Genomic DNA, 17,925 nt, shown 5'->3' on the forward strand with positions numbered 1-17,925 from the left:
TTATTTATTATATCCCATTAATGGACAACAAGGGCAGCCCCCAGGTTGTGTTGGAAACACGACCTGTCCGGGCTGCCTCTTATTTATTCCATGGAGCTATTTAAATCATTATTTCAAATATCCGCCAGGATTAACCGCTACTTCATTTTTTCTCACTTCAAAATGCAGGTGCGGCCCCGTGGAGTTGCCCGTGCTGCCGACCTCGGCGATTTTGCTGCCTTTTTTGACGCTGTCGCCAACGTTAACCAGCAAGCCGCCGTTGCGAATATGGGCGTACAAGGTCCACAGGCCATTGCCATGGTCAATCACGATGGCATTGCCGTAACCGCTCCAGGCTTGCGATACGATAACAACGCCGGCTTCAGCCGCATAAATGGCTGTTCCCGATGGCGCCGCAAAATCGATGCCCGTATGCGTATGCTTTTGACCGGTGATGGGATGAACACGAGTGCCGAAGTTGGAGGTTATCCGATAGTTGCCTGTAATCGGCATGCCCAGCTTGCCGCCGCTATACGGATTTTGAATTCGTTTTTTCTCGCTGTTCAGCTTGGACACCTTGGCAGCCAGCTCCAGCAGCAGCTTTTCCTGCTCCTCGCTGATCACAACCAGCTGCTCCAGCGTATCCGACATCTCGTCCAGATTTTTGTTATAGCTGGCAATCAGCACTTCTTTTTCCGCTTCTTTTTTGACCAGATCCGCCTGCTTCAGCTCAAGCTCATGGAATAAATCCTGAACCTCGGCCAGCTGGACTTCGACCTGGGCTTTTTTCTCCTCAACAAGCGCTTTATCTTTTTTATGCGCCTCCAGAATATCCTTGTCGGAATTCAGTATCGTTTGCAGCGCATCAAACCGGTCCAGAAAGTCGCTAAAGCTGTTTGCGCTAAGCAAAACATCCATGTAGGACACAAAGCCGTTTGTATACATCAGACGCATTCTGGACTGGAGCAGCTCGTCCCGCTTTTCAACCCGCGCAACCGCCTCATCCAGCTGAACGCCCGTTTCAATCAGCTCTTCTTCCTTCGCCTTTAACTGGGCTTCCGTCTTGTTTTTTTCCACAACGACTTTATCAATATCCGCCAGAAGCTGGTTAAGCTCCTTTTGGGTATCCTCTTTTTTGATCGTGAGGTCCTTCTGCTGCTGCTCGACTGAGCCCGCTTCTCTCTCCGCGGCCGCCGCTTTGCGTTCCGCCTCCTTGATCTGCTGCCTTGCATTGGCAAGATCGCGCTCGATTTGGGAAAGGGAAGAAGCTTCGCTATCTCCCGGCTCCACAGCAAAGCTGGTTAACATAACAACCGCAATCAGCACTAATAACAACCTTTTCATCCACCGGTTCACCTACACTTTCAGATACTTTCGAATCGAAATGGTGCTTCCCAAAATGCCAATCAAGGTGCCAATGCCAATGATGAGTACCGAAACGTTGAGCGCCGCCGTCTTAATCGGGACCAGCGTAATTAACATCAACGATAATTCCGTTTGCGTAAGATTCACCAGCTGGGAATAACCAAAAATCATAATACCCGAGGTAATAACCGAGCTAACGAGTCCGATCAACGCGCCTTCCACAAAAAACGGCCAGCGGATAAAGGCATTTGTTGCTCCAACCAGCTTCATAATGCCGATTTCGCGGCGTCTTGCCACAATGGTCATTTTGATGGTGTTGGATATGAGCAGCATAGCTGTTACGCCCAATCCGACAACAATAATCAGGCCGATATACCGGAGGGCGTTCGTAATTTTGAACAACGTTTCAATGGTGCCTTGTCCGTATTTGACTCTATATATAGGTTCGTCGCTATCCATGCTGTTGATTGCTTGTATGGCATCTGCGACGATTTGCACCGTCTGCGGGTCATATACTTCAACTGTATATGAAACCATCAGCGGGTTATTTTCATCGGAATATCCTTCCAGCCAATCTCCATTTTGCTCTCCCATCGCTTCCCGCAGGATTTGTAATCCTTCCTCCTTGGAAACAAAGGTCACTTTGCTTACTTCCGGCATATTGCCAATTTTGTTCTGCAGCTCCGCCACCTTGGCATCGTCCACATCCGTATTCAGAAACACTCTGATTTGAACCTTGCTTTCGATCTGATCAGCCATCAAATTGACGTTCATCACCAGCAGGACAAAAACGCCCAGAATAAACAGCGATATAAAAATCGAGCTCATGGAAGCAAAAGACATCCAGCCATTGCGGACAATATTTTTCAAGCCTTCCCGTATATGGCGGAGCAACGTGCTAAACTTCATAGCCGTACTCCCCTCTTGCTTCATCCCGCACAATCAAACCGTTTTCTATTGCGATAACCCGCTTGCGCATGGTGTTTACAATATCCTTGTTGTGGGTAGCCATTACTATAGTCGAGCCTCTAAAATTGATTTCCTCCAGCAGATTCATTATGCCGGCCGATGTCTCGGGGTCCAGATTGCCCGTAGGTTCGTCGGCGACAATAACCGAAGGGTTGTTCACGATCGCTCTGGCGATGGAAACGCGCTGCTGCTCGCCGCCCGAAAGCTGGGAGGGGTAGCTGGCGTGCTTGTGCTTCAGTCCCACCAGATCCAACACTTCCATCGTTCGTTTCTTGATGATGCGTCGAGGGGCCTCTATAACCTCCATCGCAAACGCGACATTTTCATAAATCGTCAGCTTGGGAAGCAGTCGGAAGTCCTGAAAAATAACGCCGATGTTTCTTCTGACATAAGGGATTTTTCGCGATTTCAGCTTGCCTATATTAAAATCGTTGACGGAAATTTGTCCTTTGGTTGGGACCTCCTCCCGATAAATCAGCTTCATAAACGTCGATTTGCCTGCGCCAGACGGTCCTACCAGATAAACAAATTCATTGCGATCTATACGAACGGATACGCCTCGCAGTGCATGTGTTCCGTCGGCGTACGTTTTCCAAATGTCGTGCATTTCTATCACGGTATCACATCCTGCTTTGTAGTCAATTTTACTATTTCGACAGCGTCCGGCTAATTCCTTCAACAAAGGCCGCTTTTCCGCTTTTTTCACAATTCTAATGTTTTAGCGAAATTGTCGATTGCTGCTGCCCTTTCCCCAAAAATGGCCGTTAATCCCGGCAATTCTTTCTTGTCAGTCACAGAAACAACGCCAAGAAAGCAAAAAAAACGGCCCGCAGCCTGACAGCCGGGACCGTTTATCCTTGATTCGCCGCAATGGGCGATTTTGTGACAGATATTTATTTGCTCCGCTCGGCGTACTCCGTTACCCAAGCATTCGTTTCCGCAAGAACGGCTTCGGCTCTGCCGATAGCGGCCAGCACCTGCTCCTTGGCCGTTCCGCCGTAAACGTTGCGCGCGTTCACGACCTGCTCCGGTTGAAGCACGGCATAAATCCGGTCATCGAACAGGCTGGAAAATTGCTTGAATTCCTCCAGCTTCAAATCCAGCAAATATTTTTTCTCCTGGATGCAGTACAGAACCGTCTTGCCGATCACTTCATGCGCTTGGCGGAAAGGCATGCCTTTGCCCACGAGGAAGTCCGCGATGTCCGTAGCGTTGGAGAAGTCCTGGTTGACCGCTTGACGCATGACGTCGGCATTGACCTTCATGGTGGCGATCATAGGAGCAAAAAGCTGAAGCGCTCCTTGCAGCGTTTTGACTGTGTCGAACATGCCTTCCTTGTCTTCCTGCATATCCTTGTTGTAGGCAAGCGGCAACGACTTCAGGACGGTCAGCAGGCCAACCAGATTGCCGTATACGCGGCCCGTTTTGCCGCGGACAAGCTCCGGTACGTCCGGGTTTTTCTTCTGCGGCATAATGCTGCTGCCCGTGCAGAACGCATCGTCCAGCTCCACAAAGCGGAACTCCGTGCTGGACCACAAAATAAGCTCCTCGCTGAGACGGGAAAGATGCATCATGATGATGGACGCATGAGACAGAAACTCCAGAATAAAGTCGCGGTCGCTGACGGCATCCAGACTATTTTCATATACGCGGTCAAAATGGAGCTGCTCCGCCACAAAATGGCGGTCAATCGGGAAGGTGGTGCCTGCCAGCGCGCCTGCGCCCAGCGGCAGCACGTTGATCCGCTTGTAGCTGTCCTGCAGGCGCTCAATGTCGCGGCCGAACATGGACACGTACGCCATCAGATGATGGGCGAACAGGATGGGCTGCGCCCGCTGCAGATGCGTGTATCCCGGCAGGATGGTATCGCTGTTGGCTTTGGCTTGCTCCACCAAAGCGGATTGCAGCTTTTGCAGCATGTCCACAAACTCGACTACGCGCTTGCGCAGCCACAGATGCATGTCGGTTGCGACCTGATCGTTCCGGCTGCGTCCGGTATGAAGCTTGCCGCCAACCGAGCCAACATCGTCGATAAGCGCTTTTTCGATATTCATATGAATATCCTCGTCGCCGATCGTAAATTCAACGTCGCCGCTGCGAATGCGCTGAAGGACGCGGTGTAGGCCGTCCTTGATTTTTTCCACGTCGTCCGCAGGCAATATGTTTTGCTTGCCCAGCATCGTTACATGCGCCAGGCTGCCCTGAATGTCTTCCTCCGCCAGCTCCTTGTCAAACATGATGGAAGCTGTATATTCTTCAACCAGCTGATCGGTTTTTTTCGTAAACCGGCCGCCCCATAATTTGCTCACTGTAGCTCGCGCCCCCTTGCTTGATCTATTAAAGGCGGGAGGTGACCCTCAGCCCGATTGGGCTGTACAACTCCGCATAACTTCCCGTGCATGGACTTCTCATTCATGGACTTCTCATGCATGGAGCTTGGTCAGCCTTCCCGCCAATTCTGCGCTATCGCAGACCTGTTACTGGTTTTTGCTCTGCTCGACGCCCGAGGATACCTTCAGACGAAGCGCGTTCAGGCGGATAAAGCCCGTTGCGTCGCCTTGATCATACGCTTGGGAAGGATCAGCTTCCATCGTTGCAATATCGGGATTGTACAGGCTGACCGGGCTTTTGACGCCAGCGCCGATGACATTGCCTTTGTACAGCTTCAGGCGAACAACACCTGTAACGTTTTTCTGCGACTCGGTTACAAGCGCTTGAAGAGCCAGACGCTCCGGCGCAAACCAGAAGCCGTTGTAAACGAGCTGGCTGTATTTGGCGATCAGGGAATCGCGCAGATGCATAACCTCGCGGTCCATCGTTAAGGATTCCATTTTGCGGTGCGCAGTGAACAGGATCGTGCCGCCCGGCGTCTCGTATACGCCGCGGCTTTTCATGCCGACAAAACGGTTTTCCACCATATCGACGCGCCCGATGCCGTGCTTGCCGCCCAGCTCATTCAACAGCTCCATCGCCTCAAGCGGCGACATTTCCTTGCCATTGATGGCAGTACAGTTGCCCTGCTCAAACGTCAGTTCCACATATTCAGCCTGATCCGGCGCGCGCTCCGGCGACACGCTCAGCACGTACATCTCTTCATTTTCCTCGGAGCTAGGATCAAACCATGGGTCCTCCAGCATGCCGCTTTCAAAGCTGATATGCAGCAGGTTGCGGTCGGTGGAATAAGGCTTGGCAGCGGATGCCGTTACCGGAATGCCATGTTTCTCCGCATAAGCGATCATTTCAGCGCGGCCCGGGAACTGCTCGCGGAACGCTTCCAGACGCCAAGGCGCGATTACGCCAATTTCGGGAGCCAGCGCAGCCGCCGTCAGCTCGAAGCGAACCTGGTCATTGCCTTTGCCTGTTGCGCCATGCGCGATGGCAGTAGCGCCTTCGGCGCGGGCGATGTCGACCATGCGTTTAGCGATCAGAGGACGGGCGATGGACGTGCCAAGCAAATATTGGCCTTCATAGAGGGTACCCGCCTGGAACATCGGGTAAATAAAATCTTTGGCGAATTCAGCGCGCAAATCGTCGATGTATACCTTGGAGGCGCCGGTTGCCAAAGCTTTGGCTTCCAAGCCGTCCAGCTCGTCCTTTTGACCGATATCCGCCGTAAAAGCGATGATTTCCGCATCATACGTTTCCTTCAGCCACTTCAAAATAACGGAAGTGTCCAGGCCGCCCGAATAGGCCAGCACGATTTTTTCTTTTGCCATAATTGCTTTCCGCTCCTTTAACGTTAGATCATATATGGACTTGCATAGACTTACATAGGACATGCATTGGACTTGCATAGGGCTTGCATTGGACTTGCATAAGGCTTGCTTGCGGTAACGGTCACCTATGGCCGTTAACGTTCTTGATTCCCGAAAAGCTCCTCTGTAACGGTCATTCATGGCTGTTAGAGTGGAAAAACTGGCTTTTTTGAGGTGCAAAATCACTTTAACGGACATAGGCTTCCATTACAATTCAAAAATACACATATTACTACAGCTAACGGACATTTGTGACCGACAGCAATGCGATTGACGCGATTGACTAATTGTCTACCTTGAGTAAATTACGACATAATGGCAGCCATAATGGCTTTTTGAGCGTGCAGCCGGTTTTCGGCCTGGTCGAAAATAATGGATTGCTTGCCGTCGATGACGCTTTCGCTTACTTCCTCGCCGCGATGGGCAGGCAGGCAGTGCATAAACAGGAAATCATTTTTGGCATGCTTAACCAGCTCGTCGTTGACCTGATAAGCGGCAAAAGCAACCTCGCGCTCCTTCTGCTCCGCTTCTTGCCCCATGCTAGCCCAAACGTCGGTGTATACAACGTCCGCGCCTTCGATGGCTTCACGAGGATCGCGGCATACATGGATGATTGCTCCCGTCTCGGCGGCAACGGCATTAGTTTGGCGGACAATGTCCTCGTCCGGCTCATAGCCCTCAGGCGTCGCCACGGACATGTTAACGCCCAGCTTGGCCGCGCCCATCATGAGGGAATGCACCATGTTGTTGCCGTCGCCGATGTAGGCCATTTTCAGCCCCTCCAGCTTGCCCTTGTGCTCATAGATCGTCTGGAAGTCGGTCAGCGCCTGACAAGGATGCGACAGATCGGTCAAGCCGTTAATGACGGGAATAGTAGCTCCGCGAGCCAGCTCCACCACTTTGCGGTGGGCAAAGGTGCGAATCATGATGCCGTCCAGATAGCGGGACAGCGTTTGCGCCGTATCCCAAATCGTTTCGCCACGGCCAATCTGCAAATCATTGCCGCTGAGGAACAGCCCTTGGCCGCCCAATTGATAGATGCCCACCTCAAAAGAAACGCGCGTGCGGGTCGACGATTTTTCAAAAATCATGCCCAGCGTTTTTCCCTTCAAAATGTGGTGTGTTTCCCCCGCCTTCACTTTGGCTTTCAGCTCAATGGCCAGGTCGATCAGATAACGAAGCTCCTGTTGAGTAAAATCGACCAGCATAAGAAAGTCGCGGCCCTTCAGGCTTTGCGCGATTTCTTCTTTTGTAATTACCACGGATTAACCGCCTCCTTTATCATTCTAAAATGGAATTCGGATTATTGCAGCCTCGAAATCCAGTTCTCGGCATCGACGTTTTTATAGTTACAAGCAGACTTGTTATGTCCGGGTCACACCTGAACGGCTTTCAGCAGCTCCGCCAGGATGGCGACCGCTTCTTCGATTTCGTCTTTGGTTACAAGCAAATTGGGGAGGAGCCGGACGACGTTTGGACCTGCGGACAAAACCAGCAGCCCTTTAGCCTGCGCTTCAGCCAATACGGACGAAACCGGACCCGCACATTGAATGCCGACCAGAAGGCCAAGTCCACGAACGTCCTGCACAAATGGGACGCCGCTTAATGCCTCGCGCAAACGCCGCATCAGGTATTCGCCAGCTTCCGCTGCCTTGGCCGGAACTCTCTCTTCCAGCATGGTCTCCAGCGTCGCTTTCACAACGGACGTCGCAATTGGCGTACCGCCGAAGGTCGAGCCGTGGCTGCCTGCCGTAAAGCCCTCGCGCAGCTTCTCCTTCGCCACCATGGCGCCTACCGGAAAGCCGCTGCCCAGCCCTTTTGCCAGTGTAAAAATATCCGGCTCAATGCCAAAATGCTCGTAGGCAAACAATTTGCCCGTACGTCCCATTCCCGTCTGGATTTCATCCACAATCAGCAGGATGCCCTCGCGCTGGCACAAAGCCTGTACGGCATGGATGTATTCCCGGTCAACGGGATGAATGCCGCCTTCCGCCTGCACAAGCTCCAGCATAATCGCCGCCGTTTGCTCCGTAACGGCCTCCTCCAGCAGCTTCAGATCGTTCAGAGGGATGGTTTTGAAGCCAGCCGGCAGCGGCGCAAAGCCTTCCTTCACCTTGCTCTGACCGGTTGCCGTCAATGTTGCAAGCGTTCTTCCGTGGAAGGATTGCTCAAAGGTGATGATTTCAAACCGGCCGTTGTTTTGCACCAGCTGCTGATAACGGCGCGCCAGCTTGATCGCCGCTTCGTTGGCCTCCGCGCCGGAGTTGCAGAAAAACACCGCATCGCCGCAGCTATTGTCCGTCAGCAGCTTGCCCGCTTCCTCCTGGTTCGGAATGCGGAACAGATTGGATACATGCCACAGCTCGTCAAGCTGCTTCACCAAAGCTTCTTTGACGCGCGCCGGGGCATGGCCCAGGTTAGTGACGGCAATGCCGCTAATGAAATCAAGATACTCCTTGCCTTGATCGTCCCATACCCGGCTTCCTTCGCCCTTAACGAGCGCCAATGGAAAACGCGCATAGGTCGGCAACAAACTTTGAGCCATTTTATGATACCTTCCCTTCCCTGGTTTTGACGATCGCCGTACCGACGCCGCCTTCCGTTACCGCACGGGTTAACACGCCGCTTTCGGTGCCGCTGACGATAATAACCTCGCTCACCGCGCCCTGGATGCATTGCACCGCAGCCCGCACCTTCGGAATCATACCGCCGTAAATTTCGCCGCTCTGAATCATTTCGTCGATTTCCTCCACCGTTACCGATGGCAGCACCTTCTTCTCGCCGTCGACGGTTTTCATAATGCCGGGAACATCCGTCACAACGATCATCCGCTCTACGCCAAGCTCCGACGCCACAGCTCCGGCAGCCGTATCCGCGTTGATGTTGTAGCGCTGTCCAGCCCCATCTATGCCGATTGGCGCAATGACAGGTATGTAGCCCATATTCATAATGCCTTCAATGATAGAGGCGTTCACTTCCGTTACGTCGCCGACAAAGCCAATTTCATGGCTATTTGCAACCGGACGGGCCTGAATCAAGCCGCCGTCAACGCCGGAAAGGCCAAGCGCCTGAGCGCCGTTTAGTCCTATTTTGCGAACAATCTCTTTATTGATACGTCCGGCCAGCACCATCTCGACAACATCCAATACGTCATTGCTCGTCTTGCGAAGCCCGTTTACGAATTCGGACGGGATTCCCAGCGAAGTCAGCGTTTCCGATATAGCAGGGCCGCCGCCATGAACGATGACAGGTTTAACGCCAGCCTCCTGCAGCTCCTTCAGCTCCTGAAAAAAAGGATCGGGCAGCGCTGCAAGCGTACTGCCTCCGCATTTCATAACAAACCGTTTCTCCATCTGCTCCAGTATCCCTCCGTCCCTTTATGTCCGGTAAGCCGCATTGATGCGCACATAGTCGTAGGTCAGGTCGCAGCCCCAGGCCTTCGCCGTTCCTTCAGCCATATGCAAATCAACATGAATAACAACCGTATCGCCCTTCAAATATTCCAGCGCCGCATCCTCGTCAAAAGCAACCGGGCGCGAGCCTTGAAGAGTCACGATATCTCCCAGCGCAATATCCACCGTATCGGGGTTTACGGGCTGTCCCGCTCTGCCCACCGCAGCAATAATGCGTCCCCAGTTGGCATCCGCTCCAAATACCGCCGATTTTACCAGCGAAGAGCCGATAACCGTTTTGGCAATGGCTTGGGCCGATTCGTCGCTAACCGCTCCTCTGACTTGAACCTCAACGAGCTTGGTTGCGCCTTCGCCGTCGCGGGCGATCGCTTTGGCAAGCACCTCGCACACATAACGCAAAGCGGCGGCAAAAGCTTCTTTGCCTTCATGCTCCGGCGTCAGGGCCTCGTTGCCTGCAAGACCGCTTGCCATGGCAACCAGCATGTCGTTTGTGCTTGTATCTCCGTCCACCGTTATCATATTAAAGCTCAGGTCTGTCGCTTCCCGAAGCAGCTGCTGCAAATACGCGCTGTCGATCGCCGCATCCGTCGTAACAAATCCAAGCATGGTCGCCATGTTGGGATGAATCATGCCGGAGCCTTTGGCCGCTCCTGCCACATGTACGATTTTTCCGTTCAACTCAAGCTGGACACAGACCATTTTTTGCACCAGATCCGTGGTCAAAATGGCTTGGCAAAACGCTTCCGCTCCGTCCAGATCGCCAGTCAACTTCTGCGGGAGCGAGTCGATGCCGCTGCGCACTTTCTCCATCTTCAGGTTTTCACCGATTACGCCTGTTGATGCAACCGCCACCTGTGCGGCCTCAACCCCGATTGCTTCTGCAAAACGGGAGCGCATCTCGTATGCGTCGGCTTCGCCTTGCTCGCCCGTACAGGCGTTTGCATTTCCGCTATTTACCAAAACAGCGCGCAGCAAGCCGTCAGAAGCGATGCTCTCGCGGGTAACCTTAAGCGGAGCCGCCTGGAAAATATTCGTTGTATAGACGCCAGCCGCAGCCGCTGGAACCTCGCAAAGGATAGCGCCCAGATCATGGCGAGTCGTTTTTTTCAGTCCGCAGTGAAGTCCGCCTGCCGAAAATCCTTTGGGCGATGTGATGGAGCCGTCATCGACGACCCGGAATGGTTGTTGTCCCATATTATTTTCATATCTCCTTCATGAGTAGGATCGCTTAAGAGGCCGTTCAAAAGGTCCGAATTTCAGTCGGCAGTTTGAACACGTACGTTAAGGATAAACGGGAACAAATTGCAAACCAAGCGTCTCGTCCCAGCCCATCATCAAATTCAGGTTCTGGATCGCCTGGCCAGCAGCGCCTTTGACCAGATTGTCGATTACGGACACGATAGTTACGCGGCCCGTGCGCGCATCAACGGCAAAGCCGATATCGCAATAATTGGAGCCCCAAACTTCCTTGGTTGCAGGCAGTTGTCCTTCCGGACGCACGCGCACAAAGGGTCTGCCCTGATAAAACTCCCGGTACAGCTTTATAAAATCAGCATTACTTACGCTGGCATCGCTCGTAATGGAGGCGTACATGGTCGACATAATCCCCCGTGTCATGGGTACGAGATGCGTGGAAAATGTGGAAATGACCGGTTTGTCCGCAGCATCGGACAACACCATTTCGATTTCAGGTATATGCTGATGCTGATTCAGCTTATAGGCTTTAAAATTTTCGTTCAGCTCGGAATAATGCGTGCCGAGCGAAGCGCCTCTTCCAGCTCCGGATACGCCGGATTTGGCATCGATGATGATCGTCGCAGGATCGATCAGACCTGCCTTGACTGCCGGGACAAGCCCAAGCAGCGTAGCTGTCGGATAGCAGCCGGGGTTGGAGATAAAGTCTGCACCCTTTACGCTTTCACCGTAAATTTCAGCTAGTCCAAACACCGCTTTTTGCAGGAAGTCCTCATCTGCTGCCGGCTTTTTGTACCATTGCTCGTAAACCGCAGGCTGCTTCAAGCGGAAGTCGCCCGACAAATCAATGATTTTGAGCCCTGCCTGAAGAAGCCCCGGGGCCAGCTTGGCTGCAACGCCAGCCGGCGTCGCCAGGAAAACAACATCCGCTTTGGCTTTAATTCCTGCCGGGTCTACATCATCCAGCAGCTCCTCGGAAATGCCGATCAGATGGGGGTACCCTTCCGTAATTGGCGTCCCGGCGCTGGAGGACGAAATGACCGATGTAACCTCCGCAAGGGGATGGCTCGCCAGCAAACGAATCAATTCCACGCCGCCGTACCCCGTCGAGCCCACTATCGCTACTTTTACCTTTTCGCTCATTACCAACCTCTCCCCGCATTTGATTTGTCCATTTATCTATTTTTTATTTATACAATTGTATAGGATAGCCCGGAATTCTCCCCAGGCTGCTTCATTTCATTCGCGCTTTAGCTCAATGCATTGCATTATTATACAACCATATTCATATTAATACAATTCAATTTTCGAGCTTAAAGCCTTCCCCAAGCACCTCTGCCGTATTGCTTATAATAACGAATGCTTCAGGGTCGATATTGCGGACAAGCTGCTTTAGACGAGGCACCTCATTTTGTCCCACCACAACCATCAACACGGTTCTGCCTTCGCCGGTATAGCCGCCGTGGCCGTCCAGCCGAGTCAAGCCCCGGTCCAGATCATACAGGATAGCATCCGCCACTTGAACCGAACGTTCGCAGATAATAAAAGCAACCTTCGACAGCTGCAGCCCGTTTTGCACAAAATCGATTGTTTTGCTCGTTACGAACAAGCCAATTAACGCATACAGCGATACCTCCGGAGAAAAAACGAATCCTGCGGCTATAATGACGCAGCCATCAAAGCAAACTAGCGCCAGACTATAGGGCATGCCCGTATATCTGTGCAGAATTTGCGCGGCCAAATCCAGTCCTCCGGTAGAGCCGCCGCTGCGGAAAACAAGCCCAAGCCCCAAGCCCACTCCAATGCCGCCGTAAATAGCCGCCAGCAGCGGAGTATGAGTCGGGCTTGGAATTTGGGCGCTCAAGAGAACAAATAGCGGCATTACTACCGTGCCAATTGCCGTTTTGGCCCCGAATTTTCGCCCCAGCAGCAGCGCTCCTGCCACAAACAGAGGGATATTGAGTGCCCATTGCGTATAAGCCGGCATAAAACCCGTCCAGCTTTGCACTAAAATCGAAATGCCGGCGACTCCTCCAGAAGCAATACCGTTTGGCACCAGAAACATATTAAAGCTGATCGCGACGATCAAAGAGCCCAGCAGAAGCTGTACCATATTCCATGCCATCTGCAGCCTTGGATTATTCGGCCTTGTGCCCGTTTTTCTTTTGCTTTTGGCCGTTCTCACGCATTCCATCTCCCTACATGAAAGAAGAGTCCTGCAGCAACGCGTGCCGGAACTCTTCATTTCTATTATGATGCGGCTTAACGCAGCGCGCTTTATTCTTCGGCTTGCTTGATCTGGCTTCGCAAATATCCGTCGATAAACATATCCAGATCGCCATCCATCACTGCGCCTACATTGCCGGTTTCCACGGAGGTGCGATGGTCCTTGACCATGCTGTAGGGATGAAACACATAAGAACGGATTTGGCTGCCCCAGGCAATATCGGATTGTACGCCCCGGATTTCCGCCAATTGCTTCATCTGCTCTTCGATTTTACGTTCATAAAGCTTTGACTTCAGCATTTTCATCGCCCGGTCACGGTTGGCGATTTGCGAGCGTTCCTGTTGACACGCCACGATAATGCCAGTCGGGATATGCGTAATCCGGATGGCCGACTCCGTCTTGTTGACGTGCTGGCCGCCCGCGCCGCTTGCCCGGTACGTATCCACCTTCAAATCCTCCGAGCGAATCTCGATCTCGATGGTATCATCAATTTCAGGCATCACATCACAGGAGGCAAAGGACGTATGTCTGCGCCCCGCTGAGTCAAAAGGAGAAATACGGACCAGACGGTGAACTCCTTTTTCCGCTTTCAGGTAGCCGTAGGCATTGTAGCCCTTGATGAGCATCGCAACGCTTTTGATGCCCGCCTCATCACCGTCCTGGTAGTCAAGCAGCTCCACCTTAAAGCCTTTTTTCTCCGCCCAGCGAGTATACATCCGGTACAGCATGAGGCCCCAATCCTGGGACTCCGTGCCGCCGGCGCCGGGATGCAGCTCCAAAATGGCGTTAAGCCGGTCATAAGGCTGATTAAGCAGCAGCTGCAGCTCGAAGTCGGCTACTTTGTCCAGCAGCGCTTTGACGCCTTCCGCAAGCTCCGCTTCCAGGGATTCGTCTTCCTCCTCCTGGGCAAGCTCCAGCAGCGTTTCCAGCTCCTCCTGATCATTGCTCAGACGGCTGTATTGCTCAACGACCGATTTAACGGCGTTAAGCTCGGCAATAATGCCTTGCGCCCGCTCATTGTCGTCCCAAAAATCGGGATAAGACATTTTTTCCTCAAAGTTGGCGATCAATTCCTGCTTCAGGTCTAAGTCAAAGAGACCCCCTGAGCTCTTGGAGACGCTTCGCCATTTCACGCAAATCCTGTTTGACCGATATATCCAGCATGGCTTGCCTCACCTCAAATTAAGTTTACTTTCCGTGGCATTTATTTGCCGTGGCACTGCTTATATTTTTTGCCGCTTCCGCATGGGCACGCATCGTTGCGTCCTACGCGCTCCTCGCGCTTCACCGGACGCTTCTCCTGTGTTTCGCCGCCGCCGCTTGTGGATGTGGTTTGGCCCTTCACGACTTCCTGGCGCTCCAGGTTGCTTTCCACGCGGGCTTTCATAATATATTTGGCGACTTCCTCTTGAATCGCTTCGATCATTTCCTTAAACATCTCGAAGCCTTCAAACTGGTATTCACGCAGCGGATCGGTACCGCCGTAGGCGCGAAGATGGATACCTTGACGAAGTTGATCCATCGCGTCGATATGATCCATCCACTTGCTGTCTACCGCGCGAAGGACAACGACTTTTTCAAATTCGCGCATCGTTTCTTGTCCCAGCTGCTCTTCACGCTCGTTGTAAAACGCCGTTACTTTATCCAGAATATACTGGATCATATCTTCCTTTTCCTTGCCCCACAGATCATCCTTGGTGATGGAATCATCATCAAGCAGGTTTCCGTGAACGTAATCCACGATGGCCTGGATATCCCACTCCTCCGGAATATCGGCTTCGCAGTGAGCTTCTACGATCCGCTCCACGACCGGCTTGATCATGTCCATAACCTCGCCCCGGATATCGGCGGATTCCAGAATATCGCGGCGCTGCTTATAGATAACCTCGCGTTGCTGGTTCATGACATCATCATATTGCAGGACGATTTTCCGCGTGTCAAAGTTACTGCCCTCAACGCGTTTTTGCGCGGATTCAACGGCGCGGCTAATCATTTTGCTTTCAATCGGCTGATCTTCCTCCAGACCAAGCCGGTCCATCATGGCCATAATATTTTCAGAGCCAAAACGGCGCATTAATTCATCCTCTAGCGACAAATAAAACTGAGAGGAGCCAGGGTCGCCTTGACGTCCCGCACGTCCGCGCAGCTGGTTGTCGATCCGGCGACTTTCGTGCCGCTCCGTACCAATAATATGCAAACCGCCAAGATCCGGCACATTTTCGCCAAGCAGGATGTCCGTACCGCGGCCGGCCATGTTTGTTGCAATCGTTACCGAGCCGTATTGTCCCGCGCGAGAAATAATTTCCGCTTCCTCCGCATGGAACTTCGCATTCAGCACCTTATGCTGCACGCCGCGCTTCTTCAGCATCTCGGACAGCTTTTCAGAGTTTTCAATGGAAATGGTGCCTACCAGCACAGGCTGTTTATTAGCGTGGCGTTTCACGATTTCCTCAACAACCGCGCGGAACTTCCCGTTTTCGGTTTTGTAGACGACATCCGGCATATCCTTGCGGATCATGGAGCGGTTCGTTGGAATTTGAATAACGTCCAAGCCATAGATTTTGCGGAACTCTTCTTCCTCCGTCTTGGCCGTACCCGTCATGCCCGCCAGCTTGCGATACATCCGGAAATAGTTCTGGAACGTAATCGTAGCCAAAGTCATGCTTTCATTCTGTACCTTAAGCTGCTCTTTCGCTTCGATCGCTTGATGCAGGCCGTCGCTGTAGCGGCGTCCGGACATCAGACGTCCGGTAAATTCGTCAACGATTACGACTTCGTCTTCCTGAACAACATAATCAACATCGCGCCTCATAATGCAATTAGCTTTGAGCGCCTGCTGGATATGATGGTTAATCAATACGTTCGCATGATCGAACAAATTTTCTATCCCAAAGGAGCGTTCCGCCTTTTCAACGCCGGACTCCGTCAATGTCACGTTGCGAAGCTTAACATCGATCGTATAATCCTCTTCTTCCTTTAATTTGCTTACAAAACGGTCTGCGGCATGGTAAAGCTCCGTCGACTTGGCAGCTTGTCCAGAAATAATAAGAGGCGTACGGGCTTCGTCGACCAGGATGGAGTCCACTTCGTCAATGATGGCATAATACAACGGACGCTGAACCATTTGCTCCTTGTACAAAACCATATTATCGCGCAAGTAATCAAACCCGAACTCGTTATTTGTGCCATAGGTAATATCGCAAGCATAAGCTTCCTGCTTCTCCGCATGGGACAAGCCGTGCAGATTGCAGCCTACGGTCATGCCGAGATAGTTGTACAGTTGGCCCATAATCTCGCTATCCCGCTGTGCCAGGTAGCCGTTGACGGTAACAACATGAACCCCTTTGCCCAGAAGCGCGTTCAAATAAACCGGGAGCGTCGCTACCAGCGTTTTGCCCTCACCGGTTTTCATCTCGGAGATTTTGCCTTCATGCAGCACCATGCCGCCCAGCAGCTGCACATCAAAGTGGCGCATGCCCAGCGTCCGCTTGGATGCCTCTCGCACCGTTGCAAAGGCCTCAGGCAGGATGGCAAGAATATCCTCGCCTTTCTCCAAGCGTGCTTTAAACTCATCGGTTTTACCCTTTAATTGATCATCCGACAGGGCGGTAAATTTAGGCTCCATGCCATTAATTTCTTCTACCGTACGCATGAGCCGTTTAACTTCCCGCTCGTTTGCGTCTCCGAATATCTTTTTCACCAGTCCGAGCATGGTTTTCCCCTTTCGGTAGTAGGTCTATTTGTTTAAGATTGTAACAGTTTGCAGGCACTGCCGCAACGTTGTCCGTCACATCCTTGCGCATGTTGCAAGTCTCTGGACAAGTCCCTATAAAAGTCTCTGGACAAGTCTCAGTACAAGTCCCAGCACAAGTTCCTGCGCTCCATCCGCCGGGAACGGCCCGGCAACAGGAAAACCCCGCTCCTGAAAGGGAGGCGGGGCGTGTTGTGTCATGTATGTTGTCAGCTTTGTTCAATCAAGCCGTATTTGCCATCGCCGCGTTTGTAAACGACGTTTACCTCTTTATTGTCCACGTTTGAAAATACGAAGAAGGTATGTCCGAGCAAATTCATCTGAAGAATCGCTTCCTCCACGTCCATTGGCTTCAAGGTAAAGCGCTTCGTACGGACAAGCTCCAGTGCATCCTCCTCTTCCTCAAGCACGCTGACTGCGGAGCCTTCTTCACGGAACAAGGCTTTCACTCCGCTGCCTTGTCTGAATTTACGATTTACTTTGGTTTTATGCTTGCGGATTTGCCGTTCCAGCTTATCCACTACAACATCTATTGAAGCGTACATATCCTCGCTTTTTTCCTCGGCCCTGAGCAGGACTCCAGTTAGCGGGATTGTGACCTCCACCGTATGTTGGTTTTTCGTAACGGATAGGGTTACGTTGATCTCGGAGGTGATTGGTTCCTCAAAATACTTCTCCAATCGGCTAAGCTTTTTCTCCACGTAATCTCTCAAAGCTTCTGTAACCTGAATGCGTTGGCCTCGAATGTTGTAGATCATGTGCATTCCTCCTTTACATGTCCTTATTATAGCATATGCTAATGCCCATATCAAAAGTTACGATTGATTTTTTAGAATTTTCAGAATTTAATTGTCGAAAATGAGAACGGGCTTGCAACAGAAAAAAAGCTCCGGTTGCCCGGAGCTCATGAATGTGTTTGGCACGTTATCGAACCATCTATTCCTCAACTAAGGTTAGCTGAATGATTACAGTTTGATTACGTTTGCAGCTTGTGGACCGCGAGCGCCTTCTACGATGTCGAATTCAACCGATTGGCCTTCTTCGAGTGTCTTGAAGCCTTCGGATTGGATTGCGGAGAAATGAACAAATACGTCGCCGCCTTGCTCAGTCTCGATAAATCCATAACCTTTTTCTGCGTTGAACCATTTAACTTTACCTTGCATTTGCAAACATTCCCTTCATCTTCAAGTACTGTGAGGCGTTATTTGGTATGGCCCACAAGACGAATATAACACCGAAAACATGGAATTGTCAAACAATTTCTTGGAAGCG

The 17,925-nt window shown here is 51.9% G+C and carries 15 protein-coding genes; all 15 read right to left on the reverse strand.

From position 1 onward, the window contains the following. Positions 1 to 108: 108 nt before the first annotated feature. The gene (locus A7K91_RS19675) at positions 109 to 1,323 is read right to left on the reverse strand and encodes a murein hydrolase activator EnvC family protein (RefSeq protein ID WP_068685924.1); all 1,215 of its coding nucleotides are present in this window, start codon (positions 1,321 to 1,323) and stop codon (positions 109 to 111) included. Between the two features lie 12 nt (positions 1,324 to 1,335). Continuing rightward, on the reverse strand, positions 1,336 to 2,253 hold the full coding sequence (gene ftsX, locus A7K91_RS19680) for a permease-like cell division protein FtsX (protein ID WP_068685926.1): 918 nt from the start codon (positions 2,251 to 2,253) through the stop codon (positions 1,336 to 1,338). Beyond that, positions 2,243 to 2,929: a cell division ATP-binding protein FtsE gene (gene ftsE / locus A7K91_RS19685; RefSeq protein WP_068685928.1), complete on the reverse strand. Its 687-nt coding sequence runs from the start codon at positions 2,927 to 2,929 to the stop codon at positions 2,243 to 2,245. The genes ftsX and ftsE overlap by 11 nt, the downstream gene beginning before the upstream one ends. Positions 2,930 to 3,206: 277 nt before the next feature. Then, entirely contained in the window at positions 3,207 to 4,622 is a 1,416-nt protein-coding gene (gene argH, locus A7K91_RS19690) for an argininosuccinate lyase (protein WP_068685930.1), read from the reverse strand. A 168-nt stretch (positions 4,623 to 4,790) separates the two neighbouring features. After that, a complete protein-coding gene (locus A7K91_RS19695; protein WP_068685932.1) occupies positions 4,791 to 6,029 on the reverse strand; it encodes an argininosuccinate synthase in 1,239 nt (412 codons plus the stop codon). A gap of 344 nt (positions 6,030 to 6,373) precedes the next feature. Further along, positions 6,374 to 7,276, reverse strand: coding sequence for an ornithine carbamoyltransferase (gene argF / locus A7K91_RS19700; RefSeq protein WP_068686221.1), 903 nt, complete (start codon positions 7,274 to 7,276; stop codon positions 6,374 to 6,376). Between the two features lie 167 nt (positions 7,277 to 7,443). Then, positions 7,444 to 8,613: an acetylornithine transaminase gene (locus tag A7K91_RS19705; RefSeq protein ID WP_068685935.1), complete on the reverse strand. Its 1,170-nt coding sequence runs from the start codon at positions 8,611 to 8,613 to the stop codon at positions 7,444 to 7,446. Between the two features lies 1 nt (position 8,614). Continuing rightward, positions 8,615 to 9,421, reverse strand: coding sequence for an acetylglutamate kinase (argB, locus tag A7K91_RS19710; RefSeq protein ID WP_068685937.1), 807 nt, complete (start codon positions 9,419 to 9,421; stop codon positions 8,615 to 8,617). A 24-nt stretch (positions 9,422 to 9,445) separates the two neighbouring features. Next, positions 9,446 to 10,675, reverse strand: coding sequence for a bifunctional ornithine acetyltransferase/N-acetylglutamate synthase (gene argJ, locus A7K91_RS19715; RefSeq protein ID WP_068685939.1), 1,230 nt, complete (start codon positions 10,673 to 10,675; stop codon positions 9,446 to 9,448). Between the two features lie 87 nt (positions 10,676 to 10,762). Next, the gene (gene argC / locus A7K91_RS19720) at positions 10,763 to 11,818 is read right to left on the reverse strand and encodes an N-acetyl-gamma-glutamyl-phosphate reductase (RefSeq protein ID WP_068685941.1); all 1,056 of its coding nucleotides are present in this window, start codon (positions 11,816 to 11,818) and stop codon (positions 10,763 to 10,765) included. A 157-nt stretch (positions 11,819 to 11,975) separates the two neighbouring features. Further along, entirely contained in the window at positions 11,976 to 12,800 is an 825-nt protein-coding gene (locus A7K91_RS19725) for a YitT family protein (protein ID WP_245697712.1), read from the reverse strand. 152 nt (positions 12,801 to 12,952) lie between these two features. Next, positions 12,953 to 14,066, reverse strand: a protein-coding gene (prfB, locus tag A7K91_RS19730) for a peptide chain release factor 2 (RefSeq protein ID WP_156739695.1) whose coding sequence is annotated in 2 segments (ribosomal slippage) — positions 12,953 to 13,993 and positions 13,995 to 14,066 — 1,113 coding nt in all. Because the reading frame shifts where the segments join, the coding sequence is not laid out codon by codon here. Between the two features lie 40 nt (positions 14,067 to 14,106). Beyond that, entirely contained in the window at positions 14,107 to 16,614 is a 2,508-nt protein-coding gene (gene secA / locus A7K91_RS19735) for a preprotein translocase subunit SecA (protein WP_068685947.1), read from the reverse strand. Between the two features lie 248 nt (positions 16,615 to 16,862). After that, entirely contained in the window at positions 16,863 to 17,411 is a 549-nt protein-coding gene (hpf, locus tag A7K91_RS19740) for a ribosome hibernation-promoting factor, HPF/YfiA family (RefSeq protein ID WP_068685949.1), read from the reverse strand. Between the two features lie 207 nt (positions 17,412 to 17,618). Continuing rightward, complete coding sequence (locus A7K91_RS19745) at positions 17,619 to 17,816, reverse strand: cold-shock protein (protein ID WP_042170033.1); 198 nt, start codon at positions 17,814 to 17,816, stop codon at positions 17,619 to 17,621. Positions 17,817 to 17,925 lie beyond the last annotated feature (109 nt).

It is taken from the genome of Paenibacillus oryzae (assembly GCF_001675045.1).
Lineage (GTDB): Bacteria > Bacillota > Bacilli > Paenibacillales > Paenibacillaceae > Pristimantibacillus > Pristimantibacillus oryzae.